Genomic DNA, 23399 nt, shown 5'->3' with positions numbered 1-23399 from the left:
ATGATGTCTGCATTAACAAACGATCGCTACTTACGTGCGCTATTACGGCAGCCAGTTGATAAAACCCCAGTATGGATGATGCGCCAGGCCGGTCGTTATTTACCGGAGTATAGAAAAATTCGTCAGCAAGCCGGTGATTTTCTTTCATTGTGCAAAAATACCGAGTTAGCCTGTGAAGTGACATTACAACCGCTACATCGTTTTCCATTAGATGCGGTGATCCTGTTTTCAGATATTCTTACTATTCCTGATGCGATGGGCTTAGGCCTTTATTTTTCAGCCGGAGAAGGGCCTATGTTTCAGCGTCCAATTGATTGTGTGGCTGATATAGAGAAACTGCCAATTCCTGATCCTGAGCAAGAATTGGTTTACGTAATGAATGCTGTACGCGCTATCCGCAAGGCGTTACAAGGAAAAGTGCCATTAATCGGTTTTTCTGGTAGCCCATGGACATTGGCAACTTATATGGTCGAAGGACGAAGTAGTAAGGCTTTTACCCATATTAAGAAGATGATGTATACGGAGCCAAAAGCGTTACATTTATTATTGGATAAGTTGGCCCAAAGTGTCATTCTTTATCTAAATGCTCAGATTCGGGCTGGTGCTCAATCGGTGATGATTTTTGATACTTGGGGTGGTGTATTAACCGGGCCTGATTACCATCAATTTTCTTTACATTACATGTATCAGATCATTGATGGTCTACAGCGAGAACATGAAGTGCGTAAAGTCCCGGTGACCTTATTTACTAAATGCGGTGGCCAATGGTTAGAGGCAATGGCTGCGACCGGTTGTGACGCGTTAGGGATCGACTGGATGACAGATATTGAAGAGGCGCGTTCTCGTGTAGGAGATAAGGTTGCCTTACAGGGAAACATGGATCCTTCTATATTATATGCATCAAAAGAACGTATCGAGTTTGAGGTCAAAACAATTTTAAAGCAATTCGGTCAGGGCAGTGGCCATGTTTTTAATTTAGGTCATGGCATTCACCAGGATATTCCACCTGAGCATGTTAAAAATTTTATTAATTCAGTACACAAATTATCAGAGCAATATCATCAATAAGTAAGGTTTATCCAAACAAAGAAAATGCTGATAAATAATAATTGTTATATTTTTTTATTCATTATTAAATCTAAATTAAATATTTACAATTATTTAAATATATTTTTTTAAAATTTGTGTTATAAAACAAATAATAAAATATATTTATATAAAAATTTTTTAAGTAAAAATAAATATGATTGATACCAAATTATTACGTCAGGAACAGACCACAAAAGCTAAACAAATTATTCTTACGGATAATTTTGCTACCCCTAATCTTATTGCTGGTGCTGATGTTGGATTTGAAGAAAAAGGTACTATAACCCGAGCCGCAATGGTTGTTATGCACTGGCCCTCACTTGCTATTGTTGAATATCATATTGTCCGTATACCGACTGAATTTCCTTATATTCCAGGTTTACTCTCTTTTCGAGAGTATCCTGCACTACTGACGGTTTGGGAAAAACTGCAACATAAACCCAATCTTATTATGGTTGATGGCCAAGGAATTGCCCATCCTCGTCGTTTTGGAGTAGCTAGTCATTTGGGTCTTTTATTAGATATTCCAACGATTGGTATAGCAAAAAGTCGTCTATGTGGTCACCATGAAGCTTTAGATGAAATAGTGGAAAGCTGCCAACCATTGAATGATAATAATGAGCAAATTGGTTGGGTGTTTCGTAGTAAAAAAAGATGTAAACCACTTTATATCTCACCTGGCCATAAAATCAGTTTAGATGCTTCACTATTATGGGTTAAGCATTGTATTAAAGGTTATCGTTTACCTGAACCTACTCGTTGGGCTGATGGAATCGCTTCTAATAGAGCGTTTTTTAATCGAATGAAACAGAATTTGGCATAATTAAAGTTAAAATATGTGGAACCTGTTGATTTTCAGGTAAACTTCGGCGTAAAAGGTAAGTGAGTAGAAATTTGATGTTAAGAAACCCAATTCATTTGCGGTTGGCAAAATTAGATAGTTGGCGGCATATTACTTTCATGGCCTGTTTATGTGAGCGTATGTATCCTAATTATCAATTGTTTTGTAAACAAACAAGCTTTTTAAATCCAATACGTTATCGTATTATTTTAGATTTAATCTGGGAATCACTGATTATTAAAGATAGTAAAATTGATTTTGATAATCAGTTGGAAAAGTTAGAGGAAGTTATTCCCGTCGCAAATGATTTTGATATATACGGAGTTCATCCTGCTATTGATGCATGTATTGCGTTAAGTGAAATAATTCATTCTTACTTAAGTGGGGAAACATTAGAAAGTCCTATTGAAGTAAGTAAAATTTCGATTTGAACTATCGCAATGTTTGAGATGACTCAGACAGGTAAAGAGATGTCTGATGAAGAACTGAAAGAATTGATTACCATTGAAGAAGAATGGGATATTTACCGTTTACTTGCCGCTTGTGAAAAGCGGGATGTAGCGCTGATTAAAGGATTAAAATCCGACCTCCGTGAAGTAGGGATCAGCAATATTGGCATTAAGGTTACCTAATTTCCGTTCATAGTGTTTAAAAACGTGATTTGGTACCATGCTCTACAGTGAAGGTCGAGAGGAGTACTTTCGGGACGTATATTAAGAATTAATAGGTTCTACATATCCAACGTACTCGATGCTATGCAAATGATAAACACACTGTGTAAGGATAACTTATGAATAAGACTGTAAATAAAAACATGAATAAGGGTCATGTAATTGAATGTGTCGCGCAAAAGGCAAACTTGACTAAGACTCAAGCTAAAAGTGCGTTAGAAGCAGTGATTGAATGTATTACAGATGCATTGAAAGAAGGTGAGCAAGTTCAATTCGTTGGTTTTGGTACTTTTAAGATTAATTATCGTGCAGCTCGTACTGGTCGTAATCCTAAAACAGGTGCAGAACTCAAAATTGAAGCCGCTAATGTACCAGTATTTGTTGCTGGAAAATCACTGAAAGAAGCAGTTAAGTAATTCAGTTGCGAAAGAGAATATTCAGAGGGGGTATTAAACCCCTTTTATTGATTGGGCACATCCTCATTTTACTTGGCGCTTGCACCAGTAAACCTAAAATGCCCGAATTTAGCGCAAGTGGATTTATTTCTGACGCCGGTGTCGTTAGGCTATGGCGCTTAAATGATCAAAAAAGCAACCATCAAGTAATTGTCGCTGTATATAGTCCTTACCAAGGCAAAAATACTACCATTACTTTCTTTGAATATCGTCAAAATAAACTTTGGCAAATTCGGTATCAATCTTTTGACTATAAAAATAAACAGCAACAACAGCTAAGATTTGATCAAAATGAGCATATTATTTTTATGCAGCGAATAATAAATAATAACAAAATTCCTTTAACTAAGGATGATATTGTTCGCTGGCGATTTGAATCGGAGCGTTTAATTGAATTGAGCAACACACTTATTGCTGGTAATGTTCATCTTTACCAAGGTCATTGGCGTCAAGGACAAATTATATCTTGTAGTGGTGAAAAACGTGATACATCGTTTACCGCTCAAGCTGAAAATTGGTTGTTGCAAAGAGCCAAGACTAGTTAAGATGACTTGGCTATTGCCTGGTTAGAAGCACCAGAAGGCAACGAGTTATTGCTCGTTGCCAATGAGAATTTCTGCCTATGGGCGCCAACAAAAGAGAAACTTTAAATTTTTTATTTTAAACGAGCGAGTGCTCGATAACCGATATCATCCCGATAGAAACAACCCGTCCAGGATATTTTTTCTGCTTTCTGATAAGCTGCTTTTTGGGCATCAAGAATTGTTTTTCCAAGCGCGGTAACACACAGTACACGGCCACCGGCAGTAATGACTTGGTTTTGTTTTAATTCTGTTCCGGCGTGAAAAACTTTACACATTTCTGCTGGTTTATCATTGATCCCTTCAATAATATCACCTTTACGATAATTGGCCGGATAACCTTCAGCGGCCATGACAACACCTAAGGCACAGCGTTCATCCCAACATGATGTTTTACCCGCTAATTCTCCTTTAGAGCCGGCTAGACAAAGTTCTACCAGATCAGATTGTAAGCGCATCATAATGGGTTGTGTTTCTGGATCACCAAATCGACAATTAAATTCAATAACCTTTGGATTTCCTTGTTTATCTATCATTAATCCCGCATATAAAAATCCTTGATATCGCCGATCTTCGAGCGCCATACCTTTTACCGTAGGATAAATAATTTGATCCATTACACTTTGATGAATAATGTCTGTGACAACTGGAGTAGGAGAATATGCCCCCATTCCACCTGTATTTGGCCCGCTATTATTATTACCAACACGCTTATGATCTTGGCTTGTTGCCATAGGAATGACATTTTCACCATCAACCATTACGATAAAACTGGCTTCTTCGCCGTCAAGAAACTCCTCAATAACGATACGGTGACCCGCTTGGCCAAATGCATTACCGGCAAGCATATCATGAACAGCATTTTTGGCTTCTTCTAAAGTCATAGCAACAACCACGCCTTTACCTGCGGCTAGCCCATCAGCTTTAATAACAATCGGGGCGCCCATTTTGTTTAGGTAGGCGAGTGCGGGCTCAACTTCGGTAAAATTCTGGTAAGTGGCGGTCGGAATATGATGACGTGTAAGAAAATCTTTCGTAAAAGCTTTAGAGCCTTCTAATTGTGCTGCTTTTTGACTGGGACCAAAGATCGTTAAACCAGCATGTTGAAAAGCATCAACAACGCCTAGAACTAAGGGGGTTTCTGGTCCAACGATCGTTAAACCAATATTATTATTTTTGGCAAAATCGACTAATCCAGTAATATCTGTTATTGAAATATTAATATTGGTTAGATTTTTTTCTAGTGCAGTTCCGGCATTACCGGGTGCAACATAAACCTTGTCAGCGAGAGGTGATTGTGCTGCTTTCCATGCTAAAGCATGCTCACGACCACCATTGCCGATAATTAAAATATTCATGTTATTGCTCCCTAAATTAATGGCGGAAATGGCGCATATCAGTAAAAATCATCGCGATATCATGTTCATTAGCTGCGGCTATGATCTCATCGTCACGAATTGAACCGCCTGGTTGGATAACACAGGTTATGCCTGCGGTAGCGGCAGCATCAATACTATCTCGGAATGGAAAGAAAGCATCAGATGCCATTGCACATCCGACAAGATCTAAATTTTCGTCCTGAGCTTTTAATGCCGCGATTTTTGCTGAATAAACTCGGCTCATTTGTCCTGCACCAATACCGACTGTCATATTATTTTTGGCATAAACAATGGCATTGGATTTTACAAATTTTGCCACATGCCAGCAAAATAGGGCATTATCTATTTCTTGTTCGCTTGGTTGACGTTTGGAAACGACACGCAGATCAGCTTTGGTCACTAAACCTAAATCGCGATCTTGCACCAATAAGCCACCATTTACCCGTTTGAAATCTAAACCTGCAATAGGTGAATGCCATTGGCCACAATCCAGAACACGCACATTCTGCTTGCTTGCAAGTATTGCGAGGGCAGCTTCAGTAACCGCAGGTGCAATAATGACTTCAACAAATTGACGCTCAATAATTGTTTTAGCCGTATTTGCATCTAATTCACGATTAAATGCAATAATACCACCAAATGCAGATGTTGGATCAGTTTTAAAAGCGTGATCGTAAGCCGCATAGATATCAGTACTGACCGCAACACCACAAGGATTAGCGTGTTTGACAATGACACAAGCCGGTTTGGAAAAACTTTTTACGCACTCCAAGGCTGCGTCAGTATCAGCAATATTATTATAAGAAAGCGATTTGCCTTGTAGCTGTCTTGCTGTAGCGACAGAGGCTTCTACTCTATTTTCCTCTATATAAAAAGCCGCAGCTTGATGACTATTTTCGCCGTAACGCATATCCTGCTGTTTAATAAAATTCAGGTTCAATGTACGAGGAAATTTACCTGAAGGCTGGTTCATCTCACCATAATAAGAAGGTACTAACTTACCAAAATAATTAGCAATCATCCCATCATAAGCGGCAGTATGTTCAAAAGCCTTAACTGCCAAGTCAAAGCGGAACATGTTAGTTAGAGAGTTTTGCTGATTATCCATCTCTTCGATGATTTTGTGATAATCCTGACTATTAACCACGACCGCCACATCTTTATAATTTTTGGCAGCAGAACGGATTATGGCTGGCCCACCAATATCAATATTCTCAATGGCATTTTCTAGCGTACAATCTGGCTTGGCAACAGTTTCTGCAAAAGGGTAAAGATTAACAACAACCATATCAATTGGCGTAATTTGATGTTGTCTCATTATTTCGTCATCTTGCCCGCGCCGTCCGAGAATACCTCCATGTACTTTCGGATGAAGCGTTTTGACACGGCCGGCCATCATTTTTGGCCATCCGGTATAATCGGAAACTTCTATAACAGTTAACCCGGCCGCTAGCAATAATTTAGCTGTACCGTCGGTAGAGATAAGTTCAACCTTACGTTGAGATAAAGCTTTAGCAAATTCAACAATACCTTCTTTGTCAGAAACACTCAGTAGAGCACGCTGAATAGGGCGGAGTTGTGGCATGAAATAAATCCCTTGGAATAATAAAATATTTTAAAACATTAATTAAATTTTATGGCTATTCGCTATTACAAATGATATTCGAAAATAACTAGTTTCAATCAAATATTTTTTGTCGCAAACGCAATTGTAACGCAAACGTTTGCGTATTTCGCTATAATTTTTGTCATTTTATTTTTGTGGATAACTCTGTTAATAATTCGGTATAATATAATGCTTTGCTGTTTAATTAATCAATTAAACAAAATTATGCAAAATTAAGCTTGCCAGCTGCGTAAAACTGCCTATAATACGCCCCCACTGAGTCAGTATAGAACGAATCAATTGAATTGAATTTTCTTGACGCAGGGTAAAGAAGAGTAGAAATAACTACTTGACTTTACAGGTGAAAAGCGTAATATACGCCACCTCGCGGCCCAGGTCGCACGCTCTTTAACAATTAATCAGACAATCTGTGTGGGCACTTGCAAGACATCATCAAAAAATATTTGATTTTAAAGTCTTGAAGAGTGACAAAACAGTTAATTCATATATGAACTAATATGCAGTAACGTTATTTTGGTCGGCAGCGGCGAAGGTGGTCAAATATCGGCAAAGCGAGTTGAACAAAAGCGCGTTACGGTCAGTAAAACATTCTTTGAGCATCAAGCTTTTAATTGAAGAGTTTGATCATGGCTCAGATTGAACGCTGGCGGCAGGCCTAACACATGCAAGTCGAGCGGCAGCGGGAGGAAGCTTGCTTCCTTGCCGGCGAGCGGCGGACGGGTGAGTAAGGTATGGGGATCTGGCCAAAGGGGGGGGATAACCACTGGAAACGGTGGCTAATACCGCATAATCTCTAAGGAGCAAAGTGGGGGACCGTTCTGGCCTCACACCTTCGGATGAACCCATATGAGATTAGCTAGTAGGTGGGGTAAGGGCTCACCTAGGCGACGATCTCTAGCTGGTCTGAGAGGATGATCAGCCACACTGGGACTGAGACACGGCCCAGACTCCTACGGGAGGCAGCAGTGGGGAATATTGCACAATGGGCGCAAGCCTGATGCAGCCATGCCGCGTGTATGAAGAAGGCCTTCGGGTTGTAAAGTACTTTCAGTCGTGAGGAAGGTGTTAAGGTTAATAACCTTAGCAATTGACGTTAGCGACAGAAGAAGCACCGGCTAACTCCGTGCCAGCAGCCGCGGTAATACGGAGGGTGCGAGCGTTAATCGGAATTACTGGGCGTAAAGGGCACGCAGGCGGTTAATTAAGTTGGATGTGAAATCCCCGGGCTTAACCTGGGAATGGCATTCAAGACTGGTTAGCTAGAGTCTTGTAGAGGGGGGCAGAATTCCATGTGTAGCGGTGAAATGCGTAGAGATGTGGAGGAATACCGGTGGCGAAGGCGGCCCCCTGGACAAAGACTGACGCTCATGTGCGAAAGCGTGGGGAGCAAACAGGATTAGATACCCTGGTAGTCCACGCTGTAAACGATGTCGATTTGGAGGTTGTGGTCATGAACTGTGGCCTCCGGAGCTAACGCGTTAAATCGACCGCCTGGGGAGTACGGCCGCAAGGTTAAAACTCAAATGAATTGACGGGGGCCCGCACAAGCGGTGGAGCATGTGGTTTAATTCGATGCAACGCGAAGAACCTTACCTACTCTTGACATCCAGCGAATCCTTTAGAGATAGAGGAGTGCCTTCGGGAGCGCTGAGACAGGTGCTGCATGGCTGTCGTCAGCTCGTGTTGTGAAATGTTGGGTTAAGTCCCGCAACGAGCGCAACCCTTATCCTTTGTTGCCAGCGAGTAGAGTCGGGAACTCAAAGGAGACTGCCGGTGATAAACCGGAGGAAGGTGGGGATGACGTCAAGTCATCATGGCCCTTACGAGTAGGGCTACACACGTGCTACAATGGCGTATACAGAGAGAGGCGAGCCAGCGATGGGGAGCGGAACTCAGAAAGTACGTCGAAGTCCGGATTGGAGTCTGCAACTCGACTCCATGAAGTCGGAATCGCTAGTAATCGCGGATCAGCATGTCGCGGTGAATACGTTCCCGGGCCTTGTACACACCGCCCGTCACACCATGGGAGTGGGTTGCAAAAGAAGTAGGTAGCTTAACCTTTTGGATGGCGCTTACCACTTTGTGATTCATGACTGGGGTGAAGTCGTAACAAGGTAACCGTAGGGGAACCTGCGGTTGGATCACCTCCTTACCTAGATAGATGGAATGTGAGTGTTCACACAGATTGTCTGATGAAATAGCGCGTAAAACCAATCTAAGATTGACTGAAGAGCTTGAAGTCCCCTTCGTCTAGAGGCCTAGGACATCGCCCTTTCACGGCGGTAACAGGGGTTCGAATCCCCTAGGGGACGCCACTTTAGTAATTTAGAAAGGCGGTGCATCACCCTTTTAGTGTTGTGCACTGTTTGTGCTTTACGCAATAATGATTAAACCAATTTAGTGAGTTGGTTTACTAATAATGCTCTTTAACAATCTGGAACAAGCTGAAAATTGAAACACACATTATTGAAAAAATAGTGTGGGGAACTCTCAAACTCCAATTTGAAGTGTTATTCAAATAGGCAGACGAATGGCATGAGCGAGCAGGGTGAAATTTGCGGCGTAGGTGCGCAGTCAGCGCAGTGTACATAAGTACGTGAGCATGACGAGTACCGCACAACAAAAAATTTCGCACGGCGCAGCCATGGCGCTTCCGTATTATTTGATAAGAGACACCTTCGGGTTGTGAGGTTAAGCGAATGAAGCGTACACGGTGGATGCCTAGGCAGTCAGAGGCGATGAAGGACGTGCTAATCTGCGAAAAGCGTCGGTAAGCTGATATGAAGCGTACTAGCCGGCGATGTCCGAATGGGGAAACCCAGTGCATTAATGCACTATCATTTGATGAATTTATAGTCAAACGAGGCGAACCGGGGGAACTGAAACATCTCAGTACCCCGAGGAAAAGAAATCAACCGAGATTCCCCCAGTAGCGGCGAGCGAACGGGGAGCAGCCCAGAGTCAACATCAATATTTACTGCAGGAGAAGGGTCTGGAAAGGCCGGCAATAAAGGGTGATAGCCCCGTATCTGAAACGGTAAGTGTTGTGAGCTCGAAGAGTAGGGCGGGACACGTGTTATCCTGTCTGAATATGGGGGGACCATCCTCCAAGGCTAAATACTCCTGACTGACCGATAGTGAACTAGTACCGTGAGGGAAAGGCGAAAAGAACCCCGGCGAGGGGAGTGAAATAGAACCTGAAACCGTGTACGTACAAGCAGTGGGAGCACCCGAAAGGGTGTGACTGCGTACCTTTTGTATAATGGGTCAGCGACTTATATTCTGTAGCAAGGTTAACCGCATAGGGGAGCCGTAGGGAAACCGAGTCTTAACTGGGCGTTAAGTTGCAGGGTATAGACCCGAAACCCGGTGATCTAGCCATGGGCAGGTTGAAGGTTGGGTAACACTAACTGGAGGACCGAACCGACTAATGTTGAAAAATTAGCGGATGACTTGTGGCTGGGGGTGAAAGGCCAATCAAACCGGGAGATAGCTGGTTCTCCCCGAAAGCTATTTAGGTAGCGCCTCGTGAATTCATCTTCGGGGGTAGAGCACTGTTTCGGCTAGGGGGTCATCCCGACTTACCAACCCGACGCAAACTACGAATACCGAAGAATGTTATCACGGGAGACACACGGCGGGTGCTAACGTCCGTCGTGAAGAGGGAAACAACCCAGACCGCCAGCTAAGGTCCCCAAGTCATGGTTAAGTGGGAAACGAAGTGGGAAGGCTTAGACAGCCAGGATGTTGGCTTAGAAGCAGCCATCATTTAAAGAAAGCGTAATAGCTCACTGGTCGAGTCGGCCTGCGCGGAAGATGTAACGGGGCTAAACCATGCACCGAAGCTGCGGCAGCGACATTTAGGTGTTGTTGGGTAGGGGAGCGTTCTGTAAGCCGTAGAAGGTGGACTGAGAGGTCTGTTGGAGGTATCAGAAGTGCGAATGCTGACATAAGTAACGATAAAGCGGGTGAGAAACCCGCTCGCCGAAAGACCAAGGTTTCCTGTCCAACGTTAATCGGGGCAGGGTAAGTCGACCCCTAAGGCGAGGCTGAAAAGCGTAGTCGATGGGAAACGGGTTAATATTCCCGTACTAAGGGTTACTGCGAAGGGGGGACGGAGAAGGCTAGGCTATCCGGGCGACGGTTGTCCCGGTTTAAGCGAGTAGGAGGGTAGTGCAGGCAAATCCGCACTGCTATAACACTGAGACGTGATGACGAGCCACTAAGGTGGTGAAGTAGTTGATGCCCAGCTTCCAGGAAAAGCCTCTAAGCGATAGGTAATCATTAATCGTACCCCAAACCGACACAGGTGGTTAGGTAGAGAATACTCAGGCGCTTGAGAGAACTCGGGTGAAGGAACTAGGCAAAATAGTGCCGTAACTTCGGGAGAAGGCACGCTGGCATTAGGTGAAGGGTCTTGCATCCGGAGCTGAAGCCAGTCGAAGATACTAGCTGGCTGCAACTGTTTATTAAAAACACAGCACTGTGCAAACACGAAAGTGGACGTATACGGTGTGACGCCTGCCCGGTGCTGGAAGGTTAATTGATGGGGTAAGCCGTAAGGCGAAGCTCTTGATCGAAGCCCCAGTAAACGGCGGCCGTAACTATAACGGTCCTAAGGTAGCGAAATTCCTTGTCGGGTAAGTTCCGACCTGCACGAATGGCGTAATGATGGCCAGGCTGTCTCCACCCGAGACTCAGTGAAATTGAACTCGCTGTGAAGATGCAGTGTACCCGCGGCAAGACGGAAAGACCCCGTGAACCTTTACTATAGCTTGACACTGAACATTGAGCCTTGATGTGTAGGATAGGTGGGAGGCTTTGAAGTGTGGACGCCAGTCTGCATGGAGCCAACGTTGAAATACCACCCTTTAATGTTTGATGTTCTAACTTGGGCCCGTAATCCGGGCTGAGGACAGTGTCTGGTGGGTAGTTTGACTGGGGCGGTCTCCTCCCAAAGCGTAACGGAGGAGCACGAAGGTTGGCTAATCACGGTCGGACATCGTGAGGTTAGTGCAAAGGCATAAGCCAGCTTGACTGCGAGCGTGACGGTGCGAGCAGGTACGAAAGTAGGTCTTAGTGATCCGGTGGTTCTGAATGGAAGGGCCATCGCTCAACGGATAAAAGGTACTCCGGGGATAACAGGCTGATACCGCCCAAGAGTTCATATCGACGGCGGTGTTTGGCACCTCGATGTCGGCTCATCACATCCTGGGGCTGAAGTAGGTCCCAAGGGTATGGCTGTTCGCCATTTAAAGTGGTACGCGAGCTGGGTTTAGAACGTCGTGAGACAGTTCGGTCCCTATCTGTCGTGGGCGAAGGAAGGTTGAGGGGGGCTGCTCCTAGTACGAGAGGACCGGAGTGGACGCACCACTGGTGTACAGGTTGTCATGCCAATGGCATCGCCTGGTAGCTAAGTGCGGAAGAGATAACCGCTGAAAGCATCTAAGCGGGAAACTTGCCTCAAGATGAGTCTTCCCTGACAGTAATGTCCTATAAGGGGTGTTCGAGACGAGGACGTAGATAGGCTGGGTGTGTAAGCGTAGCGATACGTTGAGCTAATCAGTACTAATGACCCGGGAGGCTTAACCTGACAACACCGAAGGTGTTTTGAGAGAGAGAATTTTAGCTTGTTTTGAGATTGAATCTGGTCGGATTTTGCTGAAGGCGCGAAATAAGATGGGATAAATAAAAAAGAATTTGTCTGGCGGCAATAGCGCGGTGGTCCCACCTGACCCCATGCCGAACTCAGAAGTGAAATGCCGTAGCGCCGATGGTAGTGTGGGGTCTCCCCATGTGAGAGTAGGGAGCTGCCAGACTTTGATTATGTTAAGAAAGCCACCCTTGGGTGGCTTTTTGTCGTTTTAATTATTGATAGCGCATTGATTTAAAAAAGCTTATTATTTTGTAGTCGGAAATAGAGTTAACCTATTAAAGAATGCGACGTATTAGCCTATCAACGCGGATCCTGCGTAAACGGCGAATAAGTTTTTTAATTTTTACTGGATAGTGCTGGATATTTTCAAGCTCTTGATAGTGACTTACAATATGAGTATTAGTTGTTATAGATTTTAATTCTTTGTTGTTTTTCTGTAACAAAACTTTTCGGGGGTCATGAATTAATATTGCATTCTCCAAATCCAGTCCCCATGCACGAGGATTGAGATTATTACCGGTTATTAATTGCCAGTTATTATCTATCCAAATTCCTTTTAAATGATAGCTATTTTCTCCGTCTTTCCATAATCTAATAGTTAATTGCTGGTTATCTACAAAGCGTTGTAACCGACAGATAAAACGGCGCAGGTTAATTTCATATAAATAAGGTAATGCACTGATAATTTTAAAAGGTTCGTCTGGTGGAATGTAAAAGTCATTAGCCGTTTTATCGCCAATGATAATTTCAATTTGTTTGTCGTCACGCAATAATTTACTAATTATACGCGTTAAAATAGTGGGTAAATTAAAATAGGGTGTACAGATAGTCATTTTCTTTTCTGTACTGTTCATTAAATGTGTAATAGTTTTATTTAATTCGTTTTTTTTGCCCAAACCGATTAATGGAGTTACTGCTAACTCTTCATTTGTAGCATTATTTTGCAATTGATAGTGACAACTTTTTAAGCTATGGCGAAATTGTTTAATTAAACTTTTAATTTGAGTATTGCGGGGGCGATGTGCTTGATCTAGACGCTGGATGGCGGGTGAAGATAGCAAGCTTTGGTCGATAAAGCTTTTCATCGTCGCAGCTAATTGGACATTATCTAATATATGATAACGATCGTAACGATAACGTTGGTGTTGCTGGAGATAGACATCATTAATGCTGGCACCGCTATAAATAACCGTATCATCGAAGATAAAACCTTTTAGATGTAAAACACCTAATGCCTCACGTGTATTGACGGGGATACCAAAAAAAGCGATACCTGATCCTGGGTGTGCCATTGCCATTTGATAATACCAATCGGCATTAGTTGCGCTGGCATCTGCACCAATGCGACCACGTTGAGCACGATGCCAGTCAACCATTATTTTGATATCTAATTCTGGTCGTGCCATTTTTGCTTGATAAAGCGCATTTAGTATGCCTCGTCCTGCATCATCATGTTCGAAGTAAAGTGCAGTAATATAAATATACCGTTGAGTGTTGGCAATTTTGTCCAACAGAGCTTTTCGAAAACTTTCTGTTTGGTATAGGGTGACAACTCCAGCAGCAGACTGAGGTAATTTTGCTAATTGCTCAAGATATTGTTGATGCTTTGCTTTTTTTAATTTGGACAACATCACAGTATAAATTTTCTCTTTTTCATTAAAGGAGTAGATTACATACTCTGGTTTAGGTTTATTGAAAATTGGTGATTCATGATACCATTAGTTTAATTTTTTGTATCTATTAATCCTAGCTATGTTGACCGATTGTTCAGCCACTATCTATTGCATTATTAACTCTATTTATTTAGTTATAAGATTATTTTCTTCATAGTGTTAGATCAAGATTGACAATACTATCTTCAAATTGAATATCGAGACTAAAACCTAATTTTTGTGCTAACTGTAGCATTTTTTTATTTTCAGGCATTGTGATTGCAGTAAGTCGTCGAGTGCCTCGACTACGGCTATATCTAATAATTTTGTCCATTAACTGATATCCAAGTGTATTACCTTTCATATCAGAACGTACTAAAACGGCAAATTCTACTTGCTGATTGTCAGGATCTTCTACCACACGAACCACTCCAATAATCTCGGAATTTTTTTAATAGCGATAAAGGCCATTTCTCGGTCATAATAGATTTGTGTCATATTCGCTAAGTCATCATGGGTAAATTCGCTAATTTCACTAAAGTAACGATAATAAAGATCTTCTTTTGTTACCTGAGTAATAAAATCTTTGAGTAAATGTTCGTCTTTGGGCAGGATAGATCTAAGTTGACATTTTATGCCTTTTTAAGAGAGATAATTTCTTCTAATTCATTAGGATAGGGTCTAATTGCTAATCTTGCTTTAGGATCACCGACTATTGAACAGAGTTCCATAGCAACATCCAGTAAAGTGAATTCTTCATCACATGGTAAAAGTGGGTGAATATTTAGTCGTACAATTTGCGGGCAATCTATTAGTAAGTTTGAAGCGCGGACGAGTAATTGGCAGAGACCATCAATATTCAATTGATGGGATGAATTGGTTGATTTTATTTTGTGATTTTTAATTGCTTGAATAACTAAATATCTGGCTAATTTCATGTTAAGAGGAGCGATTGCCACCGCAGCATGGGTTTCTGGCTGCCATTCGATATCTCCATCACCTAATAAGATCAAAGGACCAAAAATAGGATCTTGTTCAATGGCTATTTTTAACTCGAGAGCGCCTGCTTTATTTGCCATAATGTGTACTAATAAAGCTTGGATCATGGCGTTAGGAAAGTGTTGCGCCGCGCGATCAAAAATTCCCTGGCTAGCTCTGCTACCTCTTTGGCATTACGTAAATAGAGCATAACGCCTTGAATATCAGATTTGTGAGGAATATCTGCAGAGCGTAATTTTAAAGCAACAGGATAGCCAACTTTTTCAGCTATAGTGATTGCTTGATCACTATTATGAGCTATCCAGGTAGGTAAAATTTTTAAGCCATATGCGCGTAAAATGGGTTCCATTTCGTGTGTATCAAGTTGGGTGATCCTTTTTTTTAATGCTTTTTGAATTAATGCATGGGCTTTTGTTGTGTTAGCCGTTAATCCAATAGGCAATGCAGGTGTTTCAGTCAATTGTTTTTGGTTATGGCGATATTCTACCATATGAATATAAGCAGTAATGGCACCTTCCGGTGTTCGATAAGTTGGAATACTCGCTTCACTAAAACGTTTTACGTGCATCTTGTGATGAATATTCGCCACACCAGTTAGTTAATATGGTTATCCACTTGCTGCGGGGATGTGATTGAATGGTTTGAATAATCCTTTCAGCAGTAAATAAACTGGGAGCAATGGTACTAGGTGAATGAATAAATAAGTAATATAGCATCATGATCCTGGCTATCTAACATAATACCTATGAATTAAAAGAGGCAACCGATAAAGAAAAAGCAGAAAAAAATTTTTAGCTTAGCAGCTGTATTTGTCAAATATACTTCGAGTGCTATTTTTGGTACGGAGATGGAATCGCCTAATGCATTAAGATTTTTTTCCTGCGCGATGTTGAATAAAGCTTATCAACTTTGCCCGACCATTTTTAATTCTGAACAACAAATTAAAGAGTGGAAAAATAGATTGCTTGGCTTAGATAAAAGTTTTTCTTGTACTGCCGTATTGTCCAGTGTAATGATATGTCATGCAAGAGAGCAATTTTTTAATGTATTAGCAACGGTATTGCCGCCTAATTGGTATTAACTGTTAATCTTAGATTTTTACCGATAGAATCTTTTTAGCTTTAAACTATATATTGTTTAATAGTGTTATTAGCAAATAATAATAGCAAGTTCTCTGAGTTAGGGTAAAAGAGTACATCTTCATATTGCCATTTACCCATCAACATTTGATTTGCATGGTGTAGTATCAATGTCATGTTGTAACGCTAAACCTTAACATAATACTGATAACATGCAGGCCAAAATATTGGCTAATGATAAGAATTAATACTCACAGAACGCGCTGTAATATATGTATATGACTATTTATTTAACTTAAACTAACTTCTCCATACGGAGAATATTTTCTGTAGTATAATTAGTGCCATCTATTGCGCCGGCTAATAATGCTCCGCCAAAATTCATTATGGTGCCAGCAGGATCACCAATTTGGGCCCAACCTACTGATGATCTGGCAAAAGCAGAGGTATTTGACCTGAGACCATTTTCAACATCAGTGCGCTCTTGCGTATACTGTCTGGCTTTCCAGCTGGGTATATCTGCGCCATGAGTGTTTATATTATAAACTGCTCTGCCAAATGGTTGATGGTAATTCTGTGTCTGCTCAAAGCAGCTGTCGAGTTTGGTTTAATTGCTGAGGAGTGGCTTGGTTTGGAAATAGCGCTTGATTAACGCCGGCAATAAAATCATTCAATATCTTCATTTTTCCCCCTAGCTAAGTATTTAATCGTAGATCTTAAAATTAGTTATATCTATTTAAACTTTTCGCAAAAAACTTATTCAATATTCTTAAGTAATGGCAATAGATTGCTATTTTTACTAGCAAGTAAGTTTATTGTGGCAAATTTATTATATTATTATCTTTAGCATTAATTCAGAAAATTGAACAAAGTCATCGAACCTGCCGATTAAATTTTTTTCAGAAAAAACAATATCGCTAAGTCCTTGCCAAATAACTAGCTGTTTATCATCACTAATTGCTAATATTGGTTGATAGGGCTGGTGGCTTATTAAATTATATTTCATTAAAGCAATAATTTTTTCTTGACTGATATTTTGTAAAACCGTGCACATAACTAATCTACTCACAGGGTATTCAATCAATCTAACGGAAAATTTCCCATCTACTCTGATAGAAAAATCAATTTGGTTAAAATTTACCGGCAATTTCAGTCCAATATTTTCATACAGTAATGTTAATTGAGCCGCAAATTCGTCTTTCATATATTTATCTCTTTCAAATAATACAAATTAGATGGTTTAATTATTCAATGAATAAAAATCAATCATGATCAGGTGTAGACCTGAAATGTTTCAAATTATGTCAAAATACATATTGGTAGCTAAAAATAAGGTAACTTAGGCGTGATCAAATGATTAAATAGTTAACAACATGTCAGGTAAATATCTTTTATGCTTGAATTGGCTAAAAATCCTTCTAAACAATCTAAATTTAATTATCTTGTGTTAATGCATAAGCTTTCTATCTTGTGCTAATGATAAAGTATAAAAAGTCAGTAGCGTTAGATCCTAACATCATGTAATCTGCCTGGCATAACGTGGCTGGAGGGACTCATGAACGACTCATATAGCGGTAAAAACGGTAAAGTAAAAGTGAGGTATGTTCGTAATAGCGAAAACAACACAAATAATGAACATCTTTCTGCTAAAAATAGAAAATCGTCATCGCGCCGTAGTGATCGTAATAATGAACGTTTAACTGATGATCCCTGGAAAGTGGTTTCTCAACGGAAAGAACCTATTACTAGCCATAGTGGTATCAGTGGTAAAAGCCAGGTTGATCCCGAACAAATTCGTCGTCAGCGTTTAGAAGAGACGCGTATTTACGGCGAATATGCCTGCCAAGCAACGTTTAAACATCGCCCGGAAGCAATTGTTCGCGCCTGGTTTGTTCAGTCCATTACCCCGCATTTTCGTGAAGTCCTTAAATGGATGGCGGCAAACCGTAAAGCTTATCATGTGGTTAGTGAAGAAGAGCTAGTAAAAGCTTCTGGTACTGAGCATCATGGTGGTGTTTGTTTCTTAATTAAAAAACGGATCGGATTTGACGCTGAAGCCTATCTAGCCCAGTCGACTAACATTGATTGTGTATTAGCTATTGAGGATATTGGCAATCCACATAATTTAGGGGCGATTATGCGTAGTGGCGCTCATTTCGGCGTACAAGGCATTATTCTCCATGATGTTGCAGCGATGGAGTCAGGCTCTGCAGTCAAAACCGCAGCAGGTGGCGCCGAGTACATTAAAAGCATCCAATTGGATAATTTTTCTGCCACACTGAAAAAATTCCATCATGCAGGCTATACCATTGTTACGACATCTAGTTATAAAGGTAATAGTAATATTGATATTGCCAAGGCTGAGTTACCGGAAAAAATGTTACTACTATTGGGGCAGGAACGTAATGGGTTAACTGAAAATGCTTGGCAGGAAGACAGTATAAACCTCTGTATTGGTGGCACAGGTCAGGTGGAAAGTTTAAACGTTTCGGTCGCTGCTGGTATTATATTGGCCAAATGGTGGCAACAAAATAAAATTTAGTCATATTTTATTGAGATAGTTTTATACTAACTATCTCAATAACTATCATTTCTGTTATCTAGCCTATTTTTTATCAGTCCCGCTATTAATGTGCGCCGCCACTGCTTTGGCTATCGCCGGCAGTGAAAGGGGGGTTTTGCCAACCAAAGTAAAACTAAAAGAGCAATAAAAACGCCTGTTGATAACCAAAAAATTTCATTGGCTGAGATAATTAATCCTTGATCAGTAATCATTTTTGCTAGATAAGCGGATGACTGTTGCTCATTTAATCCTAATGCGGACAATTTTGCATAGAATTGTTGCGACTCTGGATTATAGGGGGTAATAATTTCAGTAAAGTGGGCATGATGCATAGCTTCCCTTTGTGTCCATAAAGTGGTTGTCACAGACGTTCCTATCGCTCCGGCAAGTGTCCGGGCAAAATTTGATAGACTGGATGCTGAGGCGAGCTTTTCTGCTGGTAAACCAGATAAAGTAATGGTGGTAAGTGGCATGAAAAAGCAAGCAATAGCTAATCCTTGCACGACTTGTGGCCATGCCGCAGCGGCAAAATCCATCGATGGCTCAAATGTCCATGCTCGCCAATAATAGCAGACGGCGTAAACAATAAAGCTGAAAGTAACGATAACACGTATATCAATTTTATGGCTAAATCACCCGATCAATGGCGTTATTAATAGTGCTAAAATCCCGACTGGTGCGGAGGCTAAACCCGCCCATGTTGCCGTATAACCAAATACTTCCTGTAATAACTGTGGTAGTAATACAATAGTACCAAAGTAGAGCATATAAGCCAGACTGAGTGACAAACAGCCAATAGTGAAATTACGCTCTTTGAACAAGTAAAGATCAATAACAGGGTTATTATCTGTCAGTTCCCAAATAATTGGAAGCTCAATGCAATTACTGCTGTTATTGCCAGCACAACAATTTCTTTTGAATTAAACCAATCTAGCTCTTTACCTCGATCAAGCATAATTTGTAATGCACCGATACCAACGATCAGTAATGTTAATCCAATGGTATCAATTGGCTTTATCTCCGTTGCGGTTTCATGATCAGCGAGTGTTTGCATAATAATGAAAATAATAGCAATACCGAATGGAACATTAATAAAAAAAATCCATCCCCAGTGATAATTATCACTAATATAGCTACCTAAGATCGGCCCACAAATCGGGGCAATAACAATTGTTATTGACCAAAGTGCAAGCGCCATATTACGTTTAAGAGGAGGGTAATTATTAAGCAGCAGGCTTTGTGACAAAGGAATAAGAGGACCTGCCACCATTCCTTGTAAGATGCGAAAGAAGATCAATGTTTCCAGACTGCCGGAATACCACATAGCCATGAGGTTAGGGTGAATAACGCGGTTGACCAAAGAAAAAGTTTAACTTCGCCAATGTGTTTAGCCAGCCAACCTGTGATGTGGATCGAAATTGCATTAGCTACGCCAAAGGGGGTGATCACCCAGGTACCTTGTGAATTAGAAGCACCTAAATTACCAGCAATAGTCGGGATTGCAACATTAGCAATGGTAGAATCCAAAACCTGCATAAAGGTAGCTAGTGATAGCGCAAATGTCATCCATGCCAGTTTTGTACCTTGTAATGGCTCTTTAGCCACGATGAGCTCCTTTTATTTTGTTCCTGAATTATTATTAATAATATCGGTAACTAGTCGATCGACAGGAGCCATATTAATTTTAAACGCATTAGTATGATAAGCTGGGTTATCACGAATTTTTCGTGAAAGTATTGGGCCATTTCTGTCACTTGTATCGACGGTAACGTCACTGGAAAGTCCGATCCGCAAAGGGTATTTTTTTAATTGTTCTGTATCAATGGTTATACGAACAGGTAAGCGTTGCACAATTTTGATCCAGTTACCACTTGCATTTTGGGCCGGTAATAGTGAAAACTCGCTACCTGTTCCCATATCTAAGCCTTCAACACGTCCTTGATAAACAATATTTTTACCATAAAAATCGGTAGTGATTTTTGTTGGTTGAGCGATACGAATATCGGCAAGTTGAGTCTCTTTAAAATTTGCGTCAATCCACATATTGTCAGTTGGTACTACTGCCATAAGCGCTGTTGCCGGGGTGATGCGAGCGCCAACTTGAACACTACGACCTGAAACATACCCATAAACAGGGGTAACAATTTGTGTCCGTTCTAATGTTAGCCAAGCGTTACGAAGTTCAGTAGCGGCTTGTAAAACTGTAGGTTGTTTATCTAGTGGAGTATCTAACACGATAGCTTGGTTAGCATTAAACTGCTCAACAGCCACATCGAGGGCGGCTTTAGCACTGGTTACCGCCTCACGAGCATGTTGTAATTCTTCTTTACCAATAACTTTTGATTGGCTAAGTATTTCGCGACGTTGAAGATCTTGCTGTAATTTATTCAGTTCAGAACGACGAAGAGAGATATTGGCTTGATACTGTCGGCTATTAATCATATGTTGATGAGTTTGTCTGACGCTGTTAGCTAAGTTAGTTTTTGCTTTTTCCAATTCTAAAATAGCATCTCTGGGATCAAGTTTAACCAGTACTGTGCCACTTTTTACAAAATTAGTATTTTCAACATTAACGGTAATAACGCTGCCAGGTACTTGAGACATTATCTGAATTTGATTGCCTGCAATGTAGGCATTATCAGTACTTTGATGGTGTCGGAGCACTAAAAACCAAGAAATTCCACATATTAGTGCAGTAATGATAAAAAAATGCTAACTAGTGCAATTATAGTTCGGCGTTTTTGGGTTTTAGTCGCTGTTAATTGTTGTTCATTAACGCCCATGTTGTATTAAACGCCATATTATTCATTTTACTAATGTTTAATCTATGCTTAATAAGCGAAAGTTTCTAGTAGCTTATAATTATACCACAGGAAACGGTATGGTTATTATTAATAATTTTTTATGATTTGGGATGGTTTTGGGGTAATCATCAACATACTGTTTGATTGTCAAGATCATCAAGTTTAACTAATAACTTTCTCATCAATTTTTCGATAGTGTTTTTTTCTTCAGCGCTAAAAACAGACCAAATTTTTTCTAAATTTTCATTTTGGCGAGGAAGTATTTTTTTAGAAAGTTTGAACCCTCTTTGGTTAAATGGAGATATAAGCATCGGCGATCATTGTGACTTTCTTTGCGTTCAATCCATTTTCGATTTTCCAATTCATCTGCAATGCGCGTTGCATTTGTTCTCGAGGAGCCTAAAGCATAGCTAAGTTCAGACGGTTGAATACTATGTGTTGTTTGGGGGTCGAGAATGATTAATGCCATAAATAACGTTTCATTAATTCCTTGTTTTTTTAAGCATATTATTTCTATTTTCTAACAATTTCCCTTGCACATGCATACATAAACGCGTTAGCAAAATTTGCTGATAGGGTAGCGGAATAATTGATTTTTGTTGTTGCTGTTTGCGTTCATTAAGTAATTGCTCTATGGGAGAAAATGAAGTTTCTTTTTGTGTTTGTGTGCTTTCCATTATTTATATACCTTATTAGTTTCAGTTGGTAAGATAGCAACTGTCATAATCAATCTAAATGGTATATCAAAAGCTAAAATTATCAATTATAGTTATTTATTTTATTATCGCGAAATTTATTTTGTTATTGGTATTTAATTCATAAATATTTTAAATGTTAATATAAGAAAAATAGATTTTAAAATAGCTTTAAATAATCTATAACTTCTTATTTGCAAAATAATTTCATTATCTAATTAATAAACAATAAATATCATTTGCAATAAATTAATTATATCAGCTAAAGTTGTGATAAAAGTCTAAATATCACCCTGTTATTTGATTAAAATAGTGGTTAAACAAAAAAACTTTTTTTCATGAAAAATATCTTATTTTACTAGAATTCAGGTGTTAATAAATAGACAATCTTTGAGTTATAAAAACTCAAGTAATAACAAAGAATAATACAAAATCATTAAAATATAGCTGATATGAAACAAAATTAAGTGAGGTAAAAAATAATGAGGCTTATTCCTCTAACAACAGCAAAAGATGTCGGTCTTTTTTCCGCCAATTACATTGCAAACAAAATTAATCAATTTAAACCAACGGCTACACGTCCATTTGTGTTAGGGCTGCCCACAGGCGGAACACCACTAGCTACCTACCATGAGCTAATTAATCTCTATAAAGCAGGTAAAATTAGTTTTAAACATGTAGTTACTTTTAATATGGATGAATATGTCGGCATCCCAAAAAATCATCCACAAAGCTATCATACTTTCATGTATGAAAATCTGTTTAACCATATTGATATTACAAAAAATAATATTAATTTACTCGACGGTAATGCAAAAGATATCGACGCTGAATGCAAACGTTACGAAGATAAAATTAAGTCCTATGGTAAAATACATCTATTTATGGGAGGAGTTGGTAGTGATGGCCATATTGCCTTCAACGAACCTGCTTCATCTCTTTCTTCTCGCACCCGGATCAAAACGCTAACACCAGAAACCCGACAGGCAAATTCTCGTTTTTTTGATAAGAATATTGATAGGGTGCCTAAATATGCTGTCACTGTTGGGGTAGGAACCCTACTTGATGCGGAAGAAATTTTAATCTTAGCAACCGGTGCAAATAAAGCATTAGCCGTTGAGGCTGCGGTAGAAGGTTCGATTAAACATATGTGGACGATTAGCTGCCTACAAATGCATGCAAAATCCGCTTTAGTTTGTGATGAACCAGCAACCCTTGAGCTAAAAGTAAAAACTTTAAAATATTTTCGTCAATTAGAATCTGACATCATTAATCAATTTGCTAGTTAAATTAAAATAGCAAAATTCA

The 23399-nt window shown here is 40.2% G+C and carries 10 protein-coding genes, 1 tRNA gene, 3 rRNA genes and 6 pseudogenes; 12 read left to right on the top strand and 8 right to left on the bottom strand.

All coding sequences use genetic code 11. The features are described 5' to 3' along the window. Positions 1 to 3: 3 nt before the first annotated feature. The 5 genes and pseudogenes from hemE to AC01GB_RS03765 all read left to right on the top strand — a co-directional run bounded on the left by hemE (position 4) and on the right by AC01GB_RS03765 (position 3706). Positions 4 to 1068, top strand: coding sequence for a uroporphyrinogen decarboxylase (hemE, locus tag AC01GB_RS03785; protein ID WP_474450548.1), 1065 nt, complete (start codon positions 4 to 6; stop codon positions 1066 to 1068). Positions 1069 to 1243: 175 nt separating this feature from the next. Beyond that, entirely contained in the window at positions 1244 to 1912 is a 669-nt protein-coding gene (nfi, locus tag AC01GB_RS03780; RefSeq protein ID WP_474450545.1) for a deoxyribonuclease V, read from the top strand. Positions 1913 to 1986: 74 nt separating this feature from the next. Beyond that, a pseudogene (locus AC01GB_RS03775) lies at positions 1987 to 2562 on the top strand (YjaG family protein). 182 nt (positions 2563 to 2744) lie between these two features. Then, positions 2745 to 3017, top strand: a complete 273-nt coding sequence (locus tag AC01GB_RS03770; RefSeq protein WP_119711947.1) for an HU family DNA-binding protein — start codon at positions 2745 to 2747, stop codon at positions 3015 to 3017. A 98-nt stretch (positions 3018 to 3115) separates the two neighbouring features. Beyond that, positions 3116 to 3706, top strand: a pseudogene (locus tag AC01GB_RS03765) (DUF1481 domain-containing protein). Between the two features lie 5 nt (positions 3707 to 3711). Here the strand turns inward: AC01GB_RS03765 and purD are convergent. Both purD and purH read right to left on the bottom strand, forming a co-directional pair. Then, on the bottom strand, positions 3712 to 4995 hold the full coding sequence (purD, locus tag AC01GB_RS03760; protein ID WP_474450543.1) for a phosphoribosylamine--glycine ligase: 1284 nt from the start codon (positions 4993 to 4995) through the stop codon (positions 3712 to 3714). 16 nt (positions 4996 to 5011) lie between these two features. After that, positions 5012 to 6601, bottom strand: coding sequence for a bifunctional phosphoribosylaminoimidazolecarboxamide formyltransferase/IMP cyclohydrolase (gene purH, locus AC01GB_RS03755; protein ID WP_474450541.1), 1590 nt, complete (start codon positions 6599 to 6601; stop codon positions 5012 to 5014). A gap of 650 nt (positions 6602 to 7251) precedes the next feature. Between purH and AC01GB_RS03750 the strand changes: the two genes are divergently transcribed. The 4 genes from AC01GB_RS03750 (at position 7252) to rrf (ending at position 12462) form a co-directional block, all read left to right on the top strand. Continuing rightward, positions 7252 to 8795 (top strand): 16S ribosomal RNA (locus AC01GB_RS03750). Positions 8796 to 8882: 87 nt separating this feature from the next. Continuing rightward, a tRNA-Glu gene (locus AC01GB_RS03745) sits at positions 8883 to 8958 on the top strand. A 374-nt stretch (positions 8959 to 9332) separates the two neighbouring features. Next, positions 9333 to 12236, top strand: a 23S ribosomal RNA gene (locus tag AC01GB_RS03740). 110 nt (positions 12237 to 12346) lie between these two features. Next, positions 12347 to 12462: ribosomal RNA gene (gene rrf, locus AC01GB_RS03735) — 5S ribosomal RNA — on the top strand. The 16S, 23S and 5S rRNA genes sit together here with 1 tRNA gene alongside, the layout of an rRNA operon. Positions 12463 to 12574: 112 nt before the next feature. Here the strand turns inward: rrf and pssA are convergent. Together pssA and AC01GB_RS03725 are read right to left on the bottom strand one after the other, a co-directional pair. After that, entirely contained in the window at positions 12575 to 13930 is a 1356-nt protein-coding gene (gene pssA, locus AC01GB_RS03730; RefSeq protein WP_474452317.1) for a CDP-diacylglycerol--serine O-phosphatidyltransferase, read from the bottom strand. A gap of 193 nt (positions 13931 to 14123) precedes the next feature. Further along, positions 14124 to 15688, bottom strand: a pseudogene (locus tag AC01GB_RS03725) (bifunctional acetate--CoA ligase family protein/GNAT family N-acetyltransferase); the annotation flags it as partial. A 28-nt stretch (positions 15689 to 15716) separates the two neighbouring features. Here AC01GB_RS03725 and AC01GB_RS03720 point away from each other — a divergent pair. Beyond that, positions 15717 to 16031 (top strand): hypothetical protein, encoded by a 315-nt coding sequence (locus tag AC01GB_RS03720; protein WP_474452316.1) that lies wholly within the window; start codon positions 15717 to 15719, stop codon positions 16029 to 16031. 827 nt (positions 16032 to 16858) lie between these two features. Here the strand turns inward: AC01GB_RS03720 and AC01GB_RS03715 are convergent. Continuing rightward, the gene (locus tag AC01GB_RS03715; protein WP_474450540.1) at positions 16859 to 17233 is read right to left on the bottom strand and encodes a CesT family type III secretion system chaperone; all 375 of its coding nucleotides are present in this window, start codon (positions 17231 to 17233) and stop codon (positions 16859 to 16861) included. A gap of 351 nt (positions 17234 to 17584) precedes the next feature. Between AC01GB_RS03715 and AC01GB_RS03710 the strand changes: the two genes are divergently transcribed. Further along, on the top strand, positions 17585 to 18571 hold the full coding sequence (locus AC01GB_RS03710) for a tRNA/rRNA methyltransferase (protein ID WP_474450538.1): 987 nt from the start codon (positions 17585 to 17587) through the stop codon (positions 18569 to 18571). Between the two features lie 110 nt (positions 18572 to 18681). Here the strand turns inward: AC01GB_RS03710 and emrB are convergent. From emrB to mprA, 3 pseudogenes are all read right to left on the bottom strand, one after another. Beyond that, positions 18682 to 20158: pseudogene (gene emrB / locus AC01GB_RS03705) on the bottom strand (multidrug efflux MFS transporter permease subunit EmrB). 51 nt (positions 20159 to 20209) lie between these two features. After that, positions 20210 to 21375 (bottom strand): annotated as a pseudogene (emrA, locus tag AC01GB_RS03700) (multidrug efflux MFS transporter periplasmic adaptor subunit EmrA). Positions 21376 to 21524: 149 nt separating this feature from the next. Beyond that, positions 21525 to 22073 (bottom strand): annotated as a pseudogene (mprA, locus tag AC01GB_RS03695) (transcriptional repressor MprA). 500 nt (positions 22074 to 22573) lie between these two features. On the opposite strand from mprA, the gene nagB reads away from it, so the two are divergent. Continuing rightward, the gene (gene nagB / locus AC01GB_RS03690) at positions 22574 to 23380 is read left to right on the top strand and encodes a glucosamine-6-phosphate deaminase (RefSeq protein ID WP_474450536.1); all 807 of its coding nucleotides are present in this window, start codon (positions 22574 to 22576) and stop codon (positions 23378 to 23380) included. The last annotated feature ends 19 nt before the right edge of the window (positions 23381 to 23399 follow it).

This window comes from Candidatus Arsenophonus phytopathogenicus, from assembly GCF_056113345.1.
The sequence above is the reverse complement of the archived record's forward strand: the minus strand, read 5'-3'. Positions and strand labels throughout refer to the sequence as shown.

Coding starts and splice junctions, on each gene's coding strand:
- hemE (WP_474450548.1), top strand. CDS start 4: ATGTCTGCATTAACAAACGATCGCTACTTACGTGCGCTATTACGGCAG.
- pssA (WP_474452317.1), bottom strand. CDS start 13,930: ATGTTGTCCAAATTAAAAAAAGCAAAGCATCAACAATATCTTGAGCAA.
- nagB (WP_474450536.1), top strand. CDS start 22,574: ATGAGGCTTATTCCTCTAACAACAGCAAAAGATGTCGGTCTTTTTTCC.
- AC01GB_RS03710 (WP_474450538.1), top strand. CDS start 17,585: ATGAACGACTCATATAGCGGTAAAAACGGTAAAGTAAAAGTGAGGTAT.
- purD (WP_474450543.1), bottom strand. CDS start 4,995: ATGAATATTTTAATTATCGGCAATGGTGGTCGTGAGCATGCTTTAGCA.
- AC01GB_RS03715 (WP_474450540.1), bottom strand. CDS start 17,233: ATGAAAGACGAATTTGCGGCTCAATTAACATTACTGTATGAAAATATT.
- purH (WP_474450541.1), bottom strand. CDS start 6,601: ATGCCACAACTCCGCCCTATTCAGCGTGCTCTACTGAGTGTTTCTGAC.
- AC01GB_RS03770 (WP_119711947.1), top strand. CDS start 2,745: ATGAATAAGGGTCATGTAATTGAATGTGTCGCGCAAAAGGCAAACTTG.
- nfi (WP_474450545.1), top strand. CDS start 1,244: ATGATTGATACCAAATTATTACGTCAGGAACAGACCACAAAAGCTAAA.